Consider the following 15,680-nt stretch of genomic DNA (forward strand, 5'->3'; position numbering starts at 1 on the left):
TTGAGGCCGAGTTTGCCGAGGCCTGCGGCGAGGGTAAGCGCGCGGGTGTCAGGGAATCCCTTGATGGGCGCAGGGATTTCCTGCTTCCTGTGACCGAATTGCGTGACTGCGGCCATGGACTGAGACGGATGATCGTCGCGTCGCCAAGCGTAGTGGGTCATGGCGATTGCAAGGCTTCTGCTCTGTGGCTTGCAACAAAAAGCCCCGCCTAGGCGGGGCTTTTAAGCGATCGCAATGAGCGATCACAAAAAATAGTACTCGCTATCAGCCGCCGGTGTTACCGCCACCCGTATTGCCGCCACCGCTGGTGCTGGCGGTCAGAGCGCAGCTAGCGGTACCCGCATTGCAAGTAGTCGAAGTTTGGCCGGCAGGACTGCTGGTCGGATTAAACACGACGGAGCCCTTCGAAGCGACGGTTGCTGCAGTTACTTCCCCCGTCTTGCTCGCGCATGCCTTCGGAACGTAATCATCGATAGTCATGTTGGCATGCACCGCAGAAACGGCCGAGTTCATGTATGCCTTTGCCTCACCGAGGCAAGCGTTCTCTGCTGCCTTGACGCGATAGTTGTTGTAAGCCGGCAGCGCGATGGCGGCCAGGATGGCGATGATCGCAACGACGATCATCAGTTCGATCAGGGTGAAACCTTTCTGCGTCTTCATGGAGCAACTCCCCAAGGGTGGATGGATTCACGTGCCTGGAAGGCGGCGGGTGCCGATCCGTGGGCAGCCGTGCGACATGCACGTGACTAGGGGTATCGCATGGGTCGTGCCAATCGTGCGAGCGCGTTGGCTCGGGCTTTCTGAACGCGTTTTAGGTGAACAACCGTGAGCGTTCCGCCCCGAAGCTGTCAGTTAGGGGCGTGTTGTGACGTTTCGCGTCAGGTGGTGGCAGTGGTCTTGTGTGATGCCCGTCGCAGATCAAGCTAGGTAGCTCATGCGTCGAGATTACGGAACTGATATCGACGGCGTATCGCTTAACTTGAGCCAGCGTTGTTATGCAGGTCACTAGGCGACGCCGCCCGCTGCTTTAGACACAGGCGTGAGCGAGTCAATGGAGGTCTTGTGCAGCCTGAGCTTGTTCGTCGTTTGCTCGTTGTTCGGCGTCCCGGCAGTCGATACCGGCCATGGCCAGGATGGCGTCGCGCCGTATGAAGTAGGTGGTCTCCGGCGCGCCGGGTCGTTGGACGAGCAGCGTGTCGCCGGCCGGCGCGACGACGCGTAGCCGGCGGTCCACGCCTTCGGGCGCGCGATCAGGGACCCAGGTGATCTGGACGCAAGCCGCGCCGCCGGTAAGTGGGGCTCGTAGTGCGAAGCTCGCCAATGCGGAACCTGCGGGCGGGATGGCGATCGTGACAAGCAGCATCAGTACCGCGCCGGCTGCCAATGCTTCGCCCAGCGGATGCGGACGGCATCGAAGTCGCTGGACAAATTGATAGGTACCCAGTTGGACGATGCTCACCATGACGAGCGTTGCGGCCGCCATGCTCAGGGTTGTCGGCCAGTCGGGTGCGTGCCGCGGGTAAAGTAAAAGCAATGACAGCATGCAAACCAGTTGGGCGAAGGCTATAGCGAGCGCGTTCCAGTACGTGCTGAATGACCAGCGGCGCGTTGGTTGTGGGGGGATTTGCAAGACGACAAGTGCGCCGAGCATTACAGTCGCTAATGCGCTGGTTAGGACTGATAGCCCAGGCGGCCAAGTTTCCGTCAGCTGACCGACGAGTAGCAATGTAAGCGCCTGTGCAATCGATGTGCCTATCCAGCCGAAACCGAGACGGCGGCGGGCGGCGAGCATCTTCTTGGCAGCTTTAGGGTTGGCATCCAACGGTTTCAACGATTCGCCTAGCGGCGGATCCCCGACATATAAGGACCATGAAAGCAGCCACGATGGTGTCAAGAAGATCAGGGATAATAAAGCGGACGCAAGTACGATTAAAGCGAACAGCACTGGTACTGCGGTGATCACTGACGGCGAAGTCAGATCAAGGGGGATCCTCTCCTGCCTGGCGTAGTGCAGCAGACACACCAAGGTTGCGACTAAACCGATGCCGCCTATTGGCCATGCACGTTTGTGCAGCCATTCCAGCGTGGGGCCGAGGTCAGCTGCTAAGCGTGTGTGAAGCGGGGGTTGCGTGTCGGACATTTCATATTTCCATGAAACTGTGATTCTCTGCGCTGCCATTGCGCTGCCAACTGTCCATCGGCGGAAGCCGGAGAAAATTGAGGGGCTCAGTCGCGGTGCTGGGTTTGACGTCGCCGAAGCGATGCAGTGCAATTCGCTTTCGCGTTTGGTGTCTGAGGATCCAACATTGTCGGTAAACAGCCGGTTCTCAAATGTTCGTTGGCTAAATCAGTCGCCTTCGCGAACGTAGATGCGGCACTTCTAGAGGTCCTGATGCCCGCTCAGCAGTCGGCATCCTCGCCGGTCCCACACCTGCCGCGCATCAGCGCTCATGCCGACTGGCCTACTTCTTGAGCAGTTGTTCCCGCTTGGGAAGCGGCCTGGTGTTAGCGCATGGGTTGCGGGGGTTTCGATACCCTCGGTCGCTGGCTTGCCGCAGACTTCTCGCGGTGATGACGCAGATACCACTGAAGTGCTTGATCGCTAAATGTCGTTCTCATGGTCGGAAGTCGGACGGCAGCGGATTGAATTGTATCGAGCGCGGTCTTGGCACCTCGCCAGAGACTCGCAACCCGGGTTACCTCTCGGCCTGTGGTGCGGCATTAAAATATTGTTCGCCGCGACCAACGCCCCTTCTCCGACAGCTTCAAGGCCTCTACTGACATTCTCGAGGAGGCTGAACGCCTGCGTCGCTCTCTGGTGGTTCGAGACGATCGGTCGTCGCCCCCACCCCAGCCCTCCCCCGCAAGCGGGGGAGGGAGTGAGGCGCGCAATGCGCGATGACTTGATCGCGAGTGATCGTGCTCACAAGAAGTTCTGGATCGCGCGTTCCTACTCGGGAACCGGAGGCAGCATGTCCTTCAACGCCTCTTGATGGCGTGCGTTGGCGGCGAAGGCAGCTTGGCGAACGTCAATCCCGAGGGCGTCAAGCACGGTCGAGCCCGCGTCTTCTCGCGTCTTACTCCTGCCGGCTGTCGATCAAGACGTCAGCTATTGCGGCCTGTCTGAGGGACCCGCTGTGTCTGCACCTTCGGAGTCCGAGACGGGCGAGTGCGCGGCGCTGTCTCCTGCACCTGTTCTTGCCGCGGCAGCACGATACGGAAGGCGCTGCCTTGGCCCGGTGCGCTCTCGACGGTGATGTCGCCGCCGGCTTCGCGGACGAGATGGGCGGCGACGGCAAGGCCGAGGCCGGTGGCCTGGGCGGGGGGGCGGGTGGTGAAGAACGGCTCGAAGCAGCGTGCGCGGGTGGTGGCGTCCATGCCGCGTCCGGTGTCGCGGGCGATGATCTCGACCCGGTCGAGAGCGTAGGGGGCGACGGACAGCGTGAACCGTCCGCCGTCGGGCATCGCCTGCTGGGCATTGGTGGCCAGGCCGAGCAGGATCAGTTCGAGGTGGGCGCGGTCGAAGTGGATCGCCAGGGCGGTGCTCGGGTCGAGGTCGAGGACCACGTCGACCGTGGACAGGAAGGTCCGTCGTAGCACGGGCTCGAGGTCGGCAATGGCCTCGACGGCGTCGAAGGTCTCGGGCGCGGTGTCCTCGTGGCGGCTGAAGTCGACGAGGCGGTGGCTGGCCTCGCCGGCGCGGCGCGCGGCGGATTCGGCGCCGCGCAGCGCCGCTTTCATCTCTGCCGGGTCGTCGCTGGCGAGGCCACGGCCGGCATGGCCCATCACCAGTGCCAGCAGGTGGTTGAAGTCGTGGGCGATGGTCGAGGCCAGGCGGCCGACGGCCTCCATCTTCTGGGCGTGCAGCAACTGGGTCTGCTGGCGCTCGCGCTGTTCGATCTCCAGCAGCAGCCGGTCGCGGGCGCGCGCGAGTTCGGTGCCGCGCTGGCGGGCGAGGCCCAGGCTCTGGTGCAGAGCGATCAGGGCTTGGTCGAGGACGAAGGCGACGAGCGTCAGGCCGACCAGCGCCGCGCTCACGTTGAACGAGACGCGCCAAACGTGATCGGGGCTGACCATCAGTGCGCGCGTGTCGGTCCAGGCGCCGAGAATGAGCAGGCCGCCCAGCCAGGCGGTGGCGGCCCATAACGTACGGCGCCCGATGAGAACGCCAGCGACCAGGATCGGCAGCAGGTGCAGCATCTGTTGCGGGCCGAGGACCGTGAGGCCCCAGCGTGGGTAGGCGATCGACAGCACGACGAGGCTTCCGAACACGAACGCTTGGGCAGCCTGGCGGCAGAAACCGAGACGTGCAGCAACGAAGCTGCCCCAGATCAGTGCGATGTGGGCGAACGCCAGCCCTAGGGCGACTGGATCCGTAGGGCCGCCGAGGCGTTCCCAGCCCAGCGCGGTGGCCACGGGGTGGTACACGCCGTAAACGGCGAGCACGCCCTGCAGCGTGGCCGCATTGCGGTGGACGACCGAATCGGGCGGTGACTCATGGCCGCGCGACGGTCGTGCGGCATCGGGTCGTGGCGGTACGGTCCCTGTCGATTTGGAGCTCGGCTTGCCTGACATCATGTGTTCCCCCTGGCAGCGAGTATATTGGGTGGCGGCCCGCGTCTCCTCTCCAGCGCCATGGCGCTGCCGTCCGCCGAGGTTCCTGATGCCCCATTGTTCCGTTCGTCTCGCCCGTGCGGTGCTGTTGCTCGCGTTCGCGCTGCCTTGCGTGTCCGTGCTGGCCCAGAGCGCACCCGCCGCCCCCCCGTATGCGGATCGGATTCGGCATTGTCACCACCTGGCGGCGATCGAGCCTGCACAGGGCCTGGTCGCGGCGCAGGCGCTGCTGGCCGACGGCGGGTTGCCGGTCGAGGCCCGGGCGATGGCGACCCTTTGTCTGGGTGTGGCGCAGTTGTCGTCGGGGCAAGGCGAGGCGGCCGAGCAAACTGCGACACAAGCGCTTGCGTTGTTGGACGATCCCGGGCTGCCTGCCGAATTGCGGATAAATGGGCATAACCGGATCGCGCCACTGGTCGCCCGGACGGGTCGACCGGATCTCGCGCTCGAGTTGGTGCAGGCATCGCTGTCCGAGGCAATGCGCACCAAGAACGCGCCCGAGCAGCTCAACGCACTGATCACGATTGCCCATCTGCGAGGGAACGATTTCGACGATCCTGAAGGTGCGTTGCCGTTCTTCGAACAGGCGTTGGCGCTTGATCGCAAATTGGGTATGCCGGACACGCCGCAAAACATCACGCTGCGTCACGATCTGGCAGTGACGTTGGCGCAGATCGGCAAGCTCGAGAAAGCTTCGGTTCTGTTCGACGAGGTCGACGCAGCAGCGGCCAAGTTCCCTGACATGCAGGGTATTCGCAACAGGGTCGGGATCCACCGCGCGGAAACAGCTCGTAATGAGGGGGATCTGCAGCGGGCTGAGGCACTGTTTCGCTCGGTGATTGAACGAGCGCGCGAGATGGGGGATGCCAGCGCTGAGGCAGGCGCCACTGATGGCTTGGCCCGGGTGCTGCTGGCCAAGGGGCAAGCCGAGGCTGCCAAGCCCTACGCCGAACGTGCGTTGGCGCTCGCTGAAGACGCGCGGATGCCGTCGGGTCATCGCAGTTCGCTGTATCTGATGGCGGATGTCGCCACTGCGCTGGGCGACACGAACGCGGCGGCCGAGTATGCGAGTCGCGCGCGTGAACTCGACCGGGCGAACAGCCGTGATCAGACGGCTCGGCAGCTGGCGCGACTACAGGCTGAAGCGGAACGCGATCTGCAGCCCGAACAAGTCGTCGCGCGCCAGGCCGCGGCGCGCAATCGCACGCTGCGCGACCTCGGGCTGGCTGCGCTGGCGATCATCGCGCTGGTCTCGCTGGCGCTGCTGGTCCGCACGCGTCGGCAAAAGCATCGCTTGGCGGAGTTGAGCACGATCGATCCCTTGACCGGGCTGGCGAATCGCCGCGCCGCCGATGGCGCGCTGCAGGCGCTGACCGCCGACGGCCGGAGGGCGGCGCTGCTGCTGCTGGATGTGGATGCGTTCAAGTCGATCAACGATCGCTTCGGGCACGACATCGGCGACGCTGCGCTGGTCGAGGTCGCTCGCTGTCTGCGCGAGGCCTGCGACGCGGGCGATGTGGTGGCGCGCTGGGGTGGTGAGGAGTTTTTGGTCGCGCGTGGCGACACGTCGCGGATGGCGGCGTTTGCGCTCGCCGAGCATCTGCGTCGGCAGATCGAGCGGTTGCGCGTGGACGATGGCCGCGGCGGCACGCTGCCGTTGACGGTGTCGACCGGGGTGTCGTCGTTGCCGGTGTTCCCGGGCGACGCGCCGCGCTGGCAGGATGCGATCCGTGTTGCAGACCGGGCGCTGTACGTCGCCAAGCGCGCCGGCCGCAACGCTTGGGCGGGCGTCTGGGGGCTGGAGGCCGGTAATGGGGTGGATGTCTACAGCGTGCTGGACAATCCCACTCATGCCTTGCAGCAGGGCTGGATCGAGATCGGCGGCAACCGTCCGATGGATTGGTCACAGGTGCGGCCCAAGGCGACGGGGGGCACGCGAGGCGGCGGCGGTCCGGTGCGACAGGAGACGGTCAAGCGGCCGTGATCCAAGAAGCCGGGATCTAGTACCAAAACCGGGGTCAGAGTGCAATTTCAAAGAAATTGCACTCTGACCCCGGTTTCGCTCCGGCTCGGTTTCAGTCGATGCCGAGCTTCTTGAGCTTGTAGCGCAGGGCGCGGAAGGTGATACCGAGCACGGCTGCGGTCTTGGTCTTGTTGTAGCGGTTTTCCTGCAGTGCCTGCTGAATCGCGGCGCGCTCGATGTCTTCGATGTACGAGGGCAGGGCGGTGCCGGCGGTCTCATAGGGGCTGAGCGTGCGCGGGTCGGGTGGCAGGCGGGCACCGACCTGGGCCGCCGCGGCGTGGCTGCCGGCCATGCCGGGCTGGGCGGTCGGCAGGTGCAGGTCGGCGGCGGTGATGCGGTCGCCGTCGGCCATCGCCAGTGCGCGTTCGAGGATGTTTTCCAGTTCGCGGATATTGCCGGGGAAGGCGTGCGCTTCGAGGGCGGCGATCGCGTCCGGCGCGAGCACGGGCGCCGGACGGCGCATGGCCTGGGCGAGCCGGCGCAGGATGGCGTCCGACAGCAGCGGCAGGTCGCCGGCGCGTTCGCGCAGCGGCGGCACGGTCAGGCCGATGACGTTGATGCGGTAATAGAGGTCGTGGCGGAAGCGGCCTTCGTCGACGAGCGTCGCCAGGTCCTTGTGCGTGGCCGACAGGATGCGCACGTCGACCTGGACTTCGGCCGAGGCGCCGACTGGGCGCACCGATTTTTCCTGGATCGCACGCAGCAGCTTGACCTGCATCGGCAGCGGCAGTTCGGCCACTTCGTCGAGGAACAGCGTGCCGCCTTCGGCCGCCTGGAACAGGCCCGGCTTGTCGCTGTGCGCGCCGGTGAAACTGCCCTTGCGGTGCCCGAAGAACTCGCTTTCCATCAGTTCGGTGGGAATCGCGCCGCAGTTGACCGGCACGAACGGCCCGCCGGCGCGTGCGCTCTGCGCATGCAGCATGCGCGCGACGAGTTCCTTGCCGGTGCCCGATTCGCCGTTGATGCAGACCGGCGCCTGGCTGCGTGCCACCTTGGCCAGTGTATTGCGCAGCGTGACCATGGCCTCGGACTTGCCGAGCAGGCGGCCGCCGGCCGCGTCGTCGCTGTGGCGACCACGCTCGCCCAGTTCCAGCGCCTGGCGCACCAGGCCGCGCAGCACGTTGATGTCGACGGGCTTGCTGACGAAATCGAACGCGCCGGCCTTCAACGCATCGACTGCGGCTTCGACGTTGCCGTAGGCGGTGATCACCGCGACCGGGGTGCCGGGAAAGCGCGTGTTGATTTCGCCGACCAGGTCCAGGCCCGAGCCATCGGGTAGGCGCATGTCGGTCAGGCACAGGTCGTAGTGACCGTTGGCCAGCAGTTCGCGAGCAGCCGCGAGATTCGGCGCGGTATCGGTGCGCAGGCCCATGCGGCCCAATGTGAGGACCAGCAGTTCGCGGATGTCGTGTTCGTCGTCGACGATCAGGGCGCTGCGGTGCTCGCTCATCGAAATCTGGCTGGACGCTTGGCTTTTGCGGGGTGACCCATAGTGACAGCTTTTGCCAATAGTGACGAGGGTCACACTGGTGACGCCGGTCACACCGAACGCGGCCGGGAGCCTGTTTTCGTGAGGGTTTGTGCGTTTTCCTCGTCGTCCGGGCCTGTGCGAGAGGCAGGCTGCGGTTCAGCCGCGCAGCGTACCGCGCCGTACTGAGAGCGCGATCCGGAAGCAGGCGCCGCCACCCGGTGCCGGGACATAGTCGAGCCGTGCTTCGTTGGCGCGGCACAGTTCGTGGGCGATGTAGAGCCCCAGGCCCGTGCCGCTTTCGGAGGTAGTGAAAAACGGTCGGAACAGCTGCGCCAGGGCGGTGTCCTCGATGCCGGGGCCGCGATCGCACACGCTGATGCAGGGGCGCTCGCCGTCTTCGATGCGCAAGGTGATGCGCGCCGGCTCGCCGGGCTGGCGTCCATAGCGCACGGCGTTGTTGACCAGTGCGGTGAGCACCTGGTGCAGGTGGCGGGGGTCGACTACCGCGCGTACGCAGGCGGTGTCGCAGTCCACATCCAGGCTGGCGTTATCGTCGGTGACGATCAGCCGGTAGTCCTGCACGAACGCATGCGCAGCAGCGACCAGTTCGACGGGTTCGGGCCGGGCGCGTTCGCGGCGCGCCAGGCCGAGCACGCTTTCGACGATGCCGTTGGTGCGCACGCATTGCTGGTGGACGATCTGTAACAGGCGGCGATCGCCATCCTGGATGGCGTCCGATTCTTCGAGCAACTGCGTCGCGTAGCTGATGGCCGCCAGCGGGTTGCGGATCTCGTGGGCGAGGCTGGCGGAGAACCGGCCCATCGTGGCGAGGGTCAGCGATTCGGCACGGCGGGTGACCAGCGAGGTGTCGTCGAGGAACACCAGGGTGTTGTCGCCGTCGGCGAGCAGGCGCACGAAGCGCGGCATGACATCGACATGTTCGCGCAAGGCGAGTGGCGCGTCGTCGCTGCTGCCGCTGCGCAGCCAACTGGCCAGGCGCAGCGCCAGCGGCGGCGACAGGCGCGATAGCGGGCGGCCATGCGGGTCGCCGTCGGCATCGAGCAGCGCAAGTGCCGCCTCGTTGGCCCGGCGCACATGGCCGGCACCGTCGACGAGCAGTACGCCGGTCTGCATGCGGCGGATGATCAGCTCGTTGATCTCGGCCAGGCTTTCGGCCTCGGCCTCGTGGTGGTCGGCCAGCGCCTGGCTTTCGCGGATCTGCTTGCCCAGCAGCCGGGTCAGCGAGGCGGCGGCGAACAGGCCGAGCGCGAACATCAGCGGCTCGGCGACCGGGCGCGTCGGCGCGCGAGCGCTGGTCAGCCCCACGAGCGGGCCGATCAGCAGCGACGCGGCCGCCGCCACGCAGATCAGCAGGCTGACGCGCAGGTTCACGAACAGCGAGGCGGCCGCGACATTGAACAGCAGCAGCATCGCCACACCGGGCGCGACATCGGGCGCAGCATGGCTGGTCAGCGCTGCGACCAGGATGTCCACGCCGATGCCGACCGTCGCGTGGGCGGCGTAGTCCGGGTTGGGCGCACGGGCGTGGATCAACAGGCCCACCGAGGCGACCAGGTAGCCCAGGCTCACCGGCACCGCGATCGCGGCGATCTCCACGCCGCCCAGCGCCTCGCCCCAGGGGCTGAAGACGACCAGCGCCAGCAGTGCGGCCTCCAGGACCCGGTAGAGCGAGAACAGGGCCAGTTCGCGCTGCATCAGCGACCGGGACATCGCGGGGGCGGCCAGCGGCACGGGGGCTCCAGGGGGACGGTCCGGCGCCAGTATAGGCAGGCGCCGACAGTCCCGGCCGCCCCCCGGTTTTGCCCGGCGGGCGCGCATGCGCGAGAATGGCGGACCCCGTCGGCCCGCCGCGCCCTGTGCGCCCGCCGGCGGTCGGCGACATTTCCTTCCCGTACGGACCCCACATGAACTTCCACGAATACCAGGCGAAGCAGTTGTTTGCCGATTACGGCATCCCCGTGCCGGCCGGGCGCGTTGCGTCCACCGCCGACGAAGCAGTCGAAGCAGCCAAGTCCCTGGGCGATGGCCCCTGGATGGTCAAGGCCCAGATCCACGCCGGTGGCCGCGGCAAGGCCGGTGGCGTGAAGTTCTGCAAGACCCACGATGACGTGAAGGCCGCCGCCGAGAAGATGCTTGGCACCAACATGGCGACCTACCAGTCGGCGGGCGTCGCCCTGCCGGTGAACCTGGTGCTGGTGACCGAGGCCGGCGAGATCGCCAAGGAACTGTACCTGTCGGTGCTGGTCGACCGTGGCACGCAGTCGATCACCTACATCGTCTCCAGCGAGGGTGGCGTGGATATCGAGCAGGTCGCTGCCGAGACCCCCGAGAAGATCGAGACCCTCAACGTCGGCTTCGTCGAAGGCTTCCAGGCCTACCAGGGCCGCGACATCGGCTTCAAGATCGGCCTCAACGCCAAGCAGGCCAATCAGCTGGCCAAGATCATGGGCGGCCTGTATCGGCTGTTCAACGAGAAGGATCTGGCGCTGGTCGAGCTCAACCCGCTGGCGATCCTCGACAGCGGCGACCTGTACGCGCTCGACGGCAAGGTCAACAGCGATGACAACGCGACCTTCCGTCACAAGGATCTGGCCGCGATGCGCGACACGACCCAGGAAGACGAGGCCGAGGTGCGTGCCAGCGAGTACGACCTCAACTACGTGACGATGGACGGCAACATCGGCTGCATGGTCAACGGCGCGGGCCTTGCGATGGCGACGATGGACGTGATCGCGCTCAACGGCGGTTCGCCGGCCAACTTCCTCGACGTCGGCGGCGGCGCGACCAAGGAGCGCGTGACCGAGGCGTTCAAGCTCATCCTGTCCTCGGACAAGGTCAAGGCGATCTTCGTCAACATCTTCGGCGGCATCGTGCGCTGCGACATGATCGCCGAGGGCATCATCGCCGCGGTCAAGGAAGTGGACGTCAAGGTGCCGGTCGTGGTCCGTCTGGAAGGCACCAACGTGGAAGCGGGCAAGAAGCTGCTGGCCGAATCCGGCCTGGCCATCACCCCGGCCGACGACATCAACGACGGCGCCAAGAAGGCCGTCGCGGCCGTTGCCGCCTGACCCCACGCGACCAGGAAAATCATTCAATGTCTGTTCTGATCAACAAGAATACGAAGGTCATCGTGCAGGGCTTCACCGGCCAGCAGGGCACCTTCCACGCGACCCAGATGGTCGAGTACGGCACCCAGGTCGTCGGCGGCGTGACCCCCGGCAAGGGCGGCACCACCCACATCAACCTGCCGGTGTTCAACACCGTGCGCGAGGCGGTTGAAGCCACTGGCGCCGATGCGTCGGTGATCTACGTGCCGCCGCCGTTCGCGGCCGACGCGATCCTCGAGGCCGCAGCTGCTGGCATCAAGGTCATCGTGTGCATCACCGAGGGCATTCCGGTGCTCGACATGCTGCGCGTGAAGAACGTGCTCAAGTCGCACCCCGATGTCACCCTGGTCGGTCCGAACTGTCCCGGCGTGATCACCCCGGGCGAGTGCAAGATCGGCATCATGCCGGGCCACATCCACCAGCCGGGCAAGATCGGTATCGTCTCGCGCTCCGGCACCTTGACCTATGAAGCCGTCAAGCAGACCACGGCGGCGGGCCTGGGCCAGTCGACGGTCATCGGCATCGGCGGCGACCCGATTAACGGTCTGAACTTCGTCGACTGTCTGAAGCTGTTCAACGAAGACCCGCAGACCGAGGGCATCATCATGGTCGGCGAGATCGGCGGCGATGCCGAGGAAGCGGGCGCCGAGTACATCAAGGCGCACGTCAAGAAGCCGGTCGTGGGCTTCATCGCCGGCGCCTCGGCCCCTCCGGGCAAGCGCATGGGCCACGCCGGCGCGATCGCGTCGGGCGGCTCGGGCACGGCTGAAGGCAAGTTCAAGGCGATGGAAGCGGCCGGTGTGAAGACCGTCCGTTCGCCGGGCGACCTGGGCGCGGCGATCGCCGAACTGGTCAAGTAAGCGATCCGGGAAACCGGTGCTTCTCGAAAAGGCCGCCTCCGGGCGGCCTTTTTCGTGGTTGCGCCGCCCTTGGAATCCTGCGAGCTGAGGCCGATGGTGCCAGACGCCCTGCGGGCGACTCTGTGTCTGAACGCTCACAGCGGCGGATTGACCGCCGGTGGTGGCGTCGAGTGCCGTGGGCAAGCCCGCTCTGCGCGTCTGCGGGCTGCGGAGCGGTCACGCTCGCGCAGTCGGCAGACGTGTATCTGCACCGGTCGGCCGCCAGTCCGACCAGGCGGTTGACATGGTGTCGGTCGATGCGCATGCTCGATGCGCATCGAAGAGGGCCGCCTTATGCGCATTCGCGAAGACTATGCCGGCTACGGCAAGCGCGCGACCAATGTCAGCATCAACCAGGGATTGCTCGAACAGGCGCGTGCGCTCGACATCAACCTGTCGGCGACGCTGGAAAAGGCGTTGGAAGCCGAGGTGCGCGCCCGCAGGCGCGCGCAGTGGCGGGAGGAGAACCGCGAGGCGATGGCCGCGTACAACGCGCGCATCGCCCGCGACGGGCTCGCCAGCGACCACGTTCGCGCATTCAAGGCATCGCTGAAGGACCCGACGGGGGTATGAGCCAGTTCTGTGTCTATGCCAATGCCGATCCGGCTTCGCGTCGCGCGGTGCCCTGTTGGCTGAACGTGCAGAGCGATTTGATCGACACCGTGGAGTCGCGTGTCGTCGTGCCGCTGATTCCACCCGAGCAGGCCGGCCCGCTGCTTACCCGCCTGATGCCGGCGCTGCCGGTCGCCGGACACACGATGGTGATGGACACTGCGCAGATCACCAGCGTACCCATGCAGATGCTCGGTCGACAGGTCGCGGACCTGTCGGGCGAGCGACTGCGCATCATCGAAGCCCTGGATTTCCTGACGTATGGCCTCTGACCCCGCCCGCTCCCTGCGCATCGCCCTGGCCCAGTTCGACTTTCCAGTCGGCGACGTGGGGCGCAATGCCGAACGCATCGCCGCGATGATCGAGGAGGCGAAGACCGAGTTCGGTGCCGACATCGTCGTTTTCCCCGAACTTGCGATCAGCGGTTACCCGCCCGAAGACCTGCTGATGCGGCCGGGCTTCCTGATCGACTGCGAGGCGGCGTTGATGCAGGTCGCCAAGGACGTGCACGGCATCGTCGCGGTCGTCGGCTGGCCCGAATCGGCCGGCAGCGTGCTCTACAACGCCGCCAGTGTGCTGCGCGACGGCAAGGTCGAGCGGACGTATCGCAAGCGCGAGTTGCCCAACTACAACGTCTTCGACGAGCGGCGCTATTTCCACGTCGACCCCGATGGCGGTTCGTGCGTGATCGACGTGCGCGGCGTGCCGGTCGGTGTGTTGGTGTGCGAGGACCTGTGGTTCCCCGAGCCGCTCGACGACACCGTGCGCGCCGGCGCCGAACTGGTCGTCGTGCCCAACGCCTCGCCCTACGAGCGTGGCAAGCATCGCCAGCGCGACGCCTTGCTGGCCGAGCGCACGCGCGATGCCGGTGTGGCCTTGGCTTACGTCAATGTAGTCGGCGGCCAGGATGCGCTGGTGTTCGATGGCGCCTCAGTTGTCGCCGATGCCGATGGCACCGTGCACCCGGCGGCGGTCGCGTTCGACGACCAATGGCTGGTGGTCGATTACAACCGGCAGCGCCGCGGCTTCACGCCGGTGCTCTGGGTCGACGATGGCGATGAGAGCATCGACGCGCTGGCCTGGCGCGCGGTGGTGCGCGGGCTGCGCGACTACTGCGGCAAGAACGGTTTTTCGAAGGTGTGGCTGGGGCTGTCGGGCGGCATCGATTCGTCAGTCGTGCTGGCGATGGCGGTCGATGCCCTCGGGGCAGATAACGTCACGGCGGTGCGATTGCCGTCGCGCTACACCGCCGGCTTGAGCAACGACCTGGCGGCCGAGCAGTGCGAGCACCTGGGCGTGCGCATGCTGACCATCCCGATCGAGCCGCCGTTCCAGGGGTTTCTCGACACGCTGGTTGAGGCCTTCGGCGACGCGGCGCCCGATGTGACCGAGGAGAACCTGCAGTCGCGCACGCGCGGCGCGATCCTGATGGCGCTGTCCAACAAGCACGGTGGGCTGCTGCTGACTACCGGCAACAAGAGCGAGTACGCGGTCGGCTACGCGACGATCTACGGCGATATGTGCGGCGGTTACGCGCCGCTGAAGGATCTCTACAAGACCGAGGTCTTCGGGCTGGCGAAATGGCGCAACACGGTCGCCGGCAGCCCGGTGATCCCGCCGGCGGTCATCGACCGGCCGCCGTCGGCCGAACTGCGCGCCGACCAACTCGACCAGGACTCGTTGCCGCCCTACGACGTGCTGGACGCGATCCTGCGCCGCTTCGTCGATCAGGAGGAGTCGCGCGACGAGATCGTTGCCGCCGGCTTCGACGCGACGACCGTCGACCGAATGCTGCGGTTGGTGCGCACCAGCGAGTGGAAGCGCCACCAGGCCGCCCCCGGCCCGAAGATCTCGCGCCGCGCCTTCGGCCGCGAGCGCCGCTATCCGATCAGCAACCGGTACTCGGGTTGATGGCCAGCGCCTCACTCCTTCCCCCGCTTGCGGGGGAAGGCTGGGATGGGGGTGCAACGTCGAGGCGCCTGATGGATGGGGGCGGTCTTCCTCATTCGTCGCTCGTGTCTGGCGTCTGCATCACCTGACCGCTGGCCCCCACCCAACCCTCCCCCGCGAGCGGGGGAGGGCGACGGACAGCGCGCGACAGGCCTATTTGCAAGGAGCGCCGCAGTGCGCCTTCCCCCGCCTGCGCGGGAAGGTTGGGATGGGGGCGTAACGTCGAGGCGCGGGATGGATGGGGCGGCCTTCCTCATCCGTCGCTCGCCCTTGGCGTCTGCATCGTCTGATCGCTTGCCCCCACCCAACCCTCCCCCGCAAGCGGGGGAGGGCGACGGACAGCGCGCGACAGGCCTATTTGCAAGGAGCGTCGCAGTGCCCCTTCCCCCGCTTGCGGGGGAAGGCTGGGATGGGGGCAGCGCTTCGCTCCTTCCCCCGCGAGCGGGGGAAGGCCGGGATGGGGGCGTAGCGGCGAAGGGCGCGAGGGGACGGTCCGAGCGGCCGGCCGCGGCGGTGGCGTCATGCTCGCCTTGATCCAGCGGGTCAGCGAGGCGTCGGTGCGGGTCGACGGCGAGGTCGTGGGCCGGATCGGGCCGGGACTGCTGGCGTTGGTCGGCATCGAGCCCGGGGACAACGAGGCGCAAACCGCGCGGATGGCCGAGCGGTTGCTGGCCTATCGGGTGTTCGCCGACGAAGCTGGCCGGATGAACCGGTCGCTGGCGCAGACCGGCGGCGGGCTGCTGCTGGTCAGTCAATTCACACTGGCCGCCGACACTCGCTCAGGTAACCGGCCCGGCTTCAGTACCGCCGCGCCACCCGAGGAGGCTGAACGGACCTTCAGTCACTTGGTCGCAGCCTGCCGTGCCCGGCATGGGGGGGTGGAAACGGGGCAGTTCGGGGCCCATATGGTGGTCAGCCTGGTCAACGACGGCCCGGTCACCTTCCTGCTGCGGGCATGACCCCGGCCCTGCAGGTGGTATAAT

General features: G+C 66.5%; 11 protein-coding genes and 1 pseudogene. 7 read left to right on the forward strand and 5 right to left on the reverse strand.

The features are described from left to right. Window positions 1-570: 570 nt before the first annotated feature. The 3 genes and pseudogenes from WAF18_RS04705 to WAF18_RS04715 form a co-directional block, all read right to left on the reverse strand. Window positions 571-660 (reverse strand): annotated as a pseudogene (locus tag WAF18_RS04705) (prepilin-type N-terminal cleavage/methylation domain-containing protein); the annotation flags it as partial. 388 nt (window positions 661-1,048) lie between these two features. Then, window positions 1,049-2,140 carry a hypothetical protein gene (locus WAF18_RS04710; RefSeq protein WP_337244106.1) on the reverse strand — a complete coding sequence of 364 codons (1,092 nt, stop codon included), beginning with the start codon at window positions 2,138-2,140 and terminating at the stop codon, window positions 1,049-1,051. 965 nt (window positions 2,141-3,105) lie between these two features. Then, window positions 3,106-4,575 carry an ATP-binding protein gene (locus WAF18_RS04715; RefSeq protein WP_337244107.1) on the reverse strand — a complete coding sequence of 490 codons (1,470 nt, stop codon included), beginning with the start codon at window positions 4,573-4,575 and terminating at the stop codon, window positions 3,106-3,108. Between the two features lie 88 nt (window positions 4,576-4,663). Between WAF18_RS04715 and WAF18_RS04720 the strand changes: the two genes are divergently transcribed. Further along, window positions 4,664-6,598, forward strand: coding sequence for a diguanylate cyclase (locus WAF18_RS04720; protein ID WP_337244108.1), 1,935 nt, complete (start codon window positions 4,664-4,666; stop codon window positions 6,596-6,598). Window positions 6,599-6,689: 91 nt separating this feature from the next. Here WAF18_RS04720 and WAF18_RS04725 read toward each other — a convergent pair whose 3' ends face one another. Both WAF18_RS04725 and WAF18_RS04730 read right to left on the reverse strand, forming a co-directional pair. After that, the gene (locus WAF18_RS04725; RefSeq protein ID WP_337244109.1) at window positions 6,690-8,087 is read right to left on the reverse strand and encodes a sigma-54 dependent transcriptional regulator; all 1,398 of its coding nucleotides are present in this window, start codon (window positions 8,085-8,087) and stop codon (window positions 6,690-6,692) included. A gap of 177 nt (window positions 8,088-8,264) precedes the next feature. After that, complete coding sequence (locus WAF18_RS04730) at window positions 8,265-9,839, reverse strand: ATP-binding protein (protein WP_337244110.1); 1,575 nt, start codon at window positions 9,837-9,839, stop codon at window positions 8,265-8,267. Between the two features lie 194 nt (window positions 9,840-10,033). On the opposite strand from WAF18_RS04730, the gene sucC reads away from it, so the two are divergent. The 6 genes from sucC (at window position 10,034) to dtd (ending at window position 15,656) form a co-directional block, all read left to right on the forward strand. Beyond that, window positions 10,034-11,197, forward strand: a complete 1,164-nt coding sequence (sucC, locus tag WAF18_RS04735) for an ADP-forming succinate--CoA ligase subunit beta (protein WP_337244111.1) — start codon at window positions 10,034-10,036, stop codon at window positions 11,195-11,197. Window positions 11,198-11,223: 26 nt separating this feature from the next. Further along, a complete protein-coding gene (sucD, locus tag WAF18_RS04740) occupies window positions 11,224-12,096 on the forward strand; it encodes a succinate--CoA ligase subunit alpha (protein WP_241945328.1) in 873 nt (290 codons plus the stop codon). A gap of 309 nt (window positions 12,097-12,405) precedes the next feature. Then, entirely contained in the window at window positions 12,406-12,708 is a 303-nt protein-coding gene (locus tag WAF18_RS04745) for a type II toxin-antitoxin system CcdA family antitoxin (protein WP_337244112.1), read from the forward strand. Beyond that, entirely contained in the window at window positions 12,705-13,019 is a 315-nt protein-coding gene (locus WAF18_RS04750; protein WP_337244113.1) for a CcdB family protein, read from the forward strand. Before WAF18_RS04745 ends, WAF18_RS04750 begins: the two co-directional genes overlap by 4 nt. Next, the gene (locus WAF18_RS04755) at window positions 13,009-14,658 is read left to right on the forward strand and encodes an NAD+ synthase (protein WP_337244114.1); all 1,650 of its coding nucleotides are present in this window, start codon (window positions 13,009-13,011) and stop codon (window positions 14,656-14,658) included. Before WAF18_RS04750 ends, WAF18_RS04755 begins: the two co-directional genes overlap by 11 nt. Before the next feature lie 560 nt (window positions 14,659-15,218). After that, complete coding sequence (dtd, locus tag WAF18_RS04760) at window positions 15,219-15,656, forward strand: D-aminoacyl-tRNA deacylase (RefSeq protein WP_337244115.1); 438 nt, start codon at window positions 15,219-15,221, stop codon at window positions 15,654-15,656. Window positions 15,657-15,680: the final 24 nt, after the last annotated feature.

The organism is Luteimonas sp. gir, from assembly GCF_037198055.1.
Taxonomy (GTDB): domain Bacteria; phylum Pseudomonadota; class Gammaproteobacteria; order Xanthomonadales; family Xanthomonadaceae; genus Luteimonas; species Luteimonas citri_A.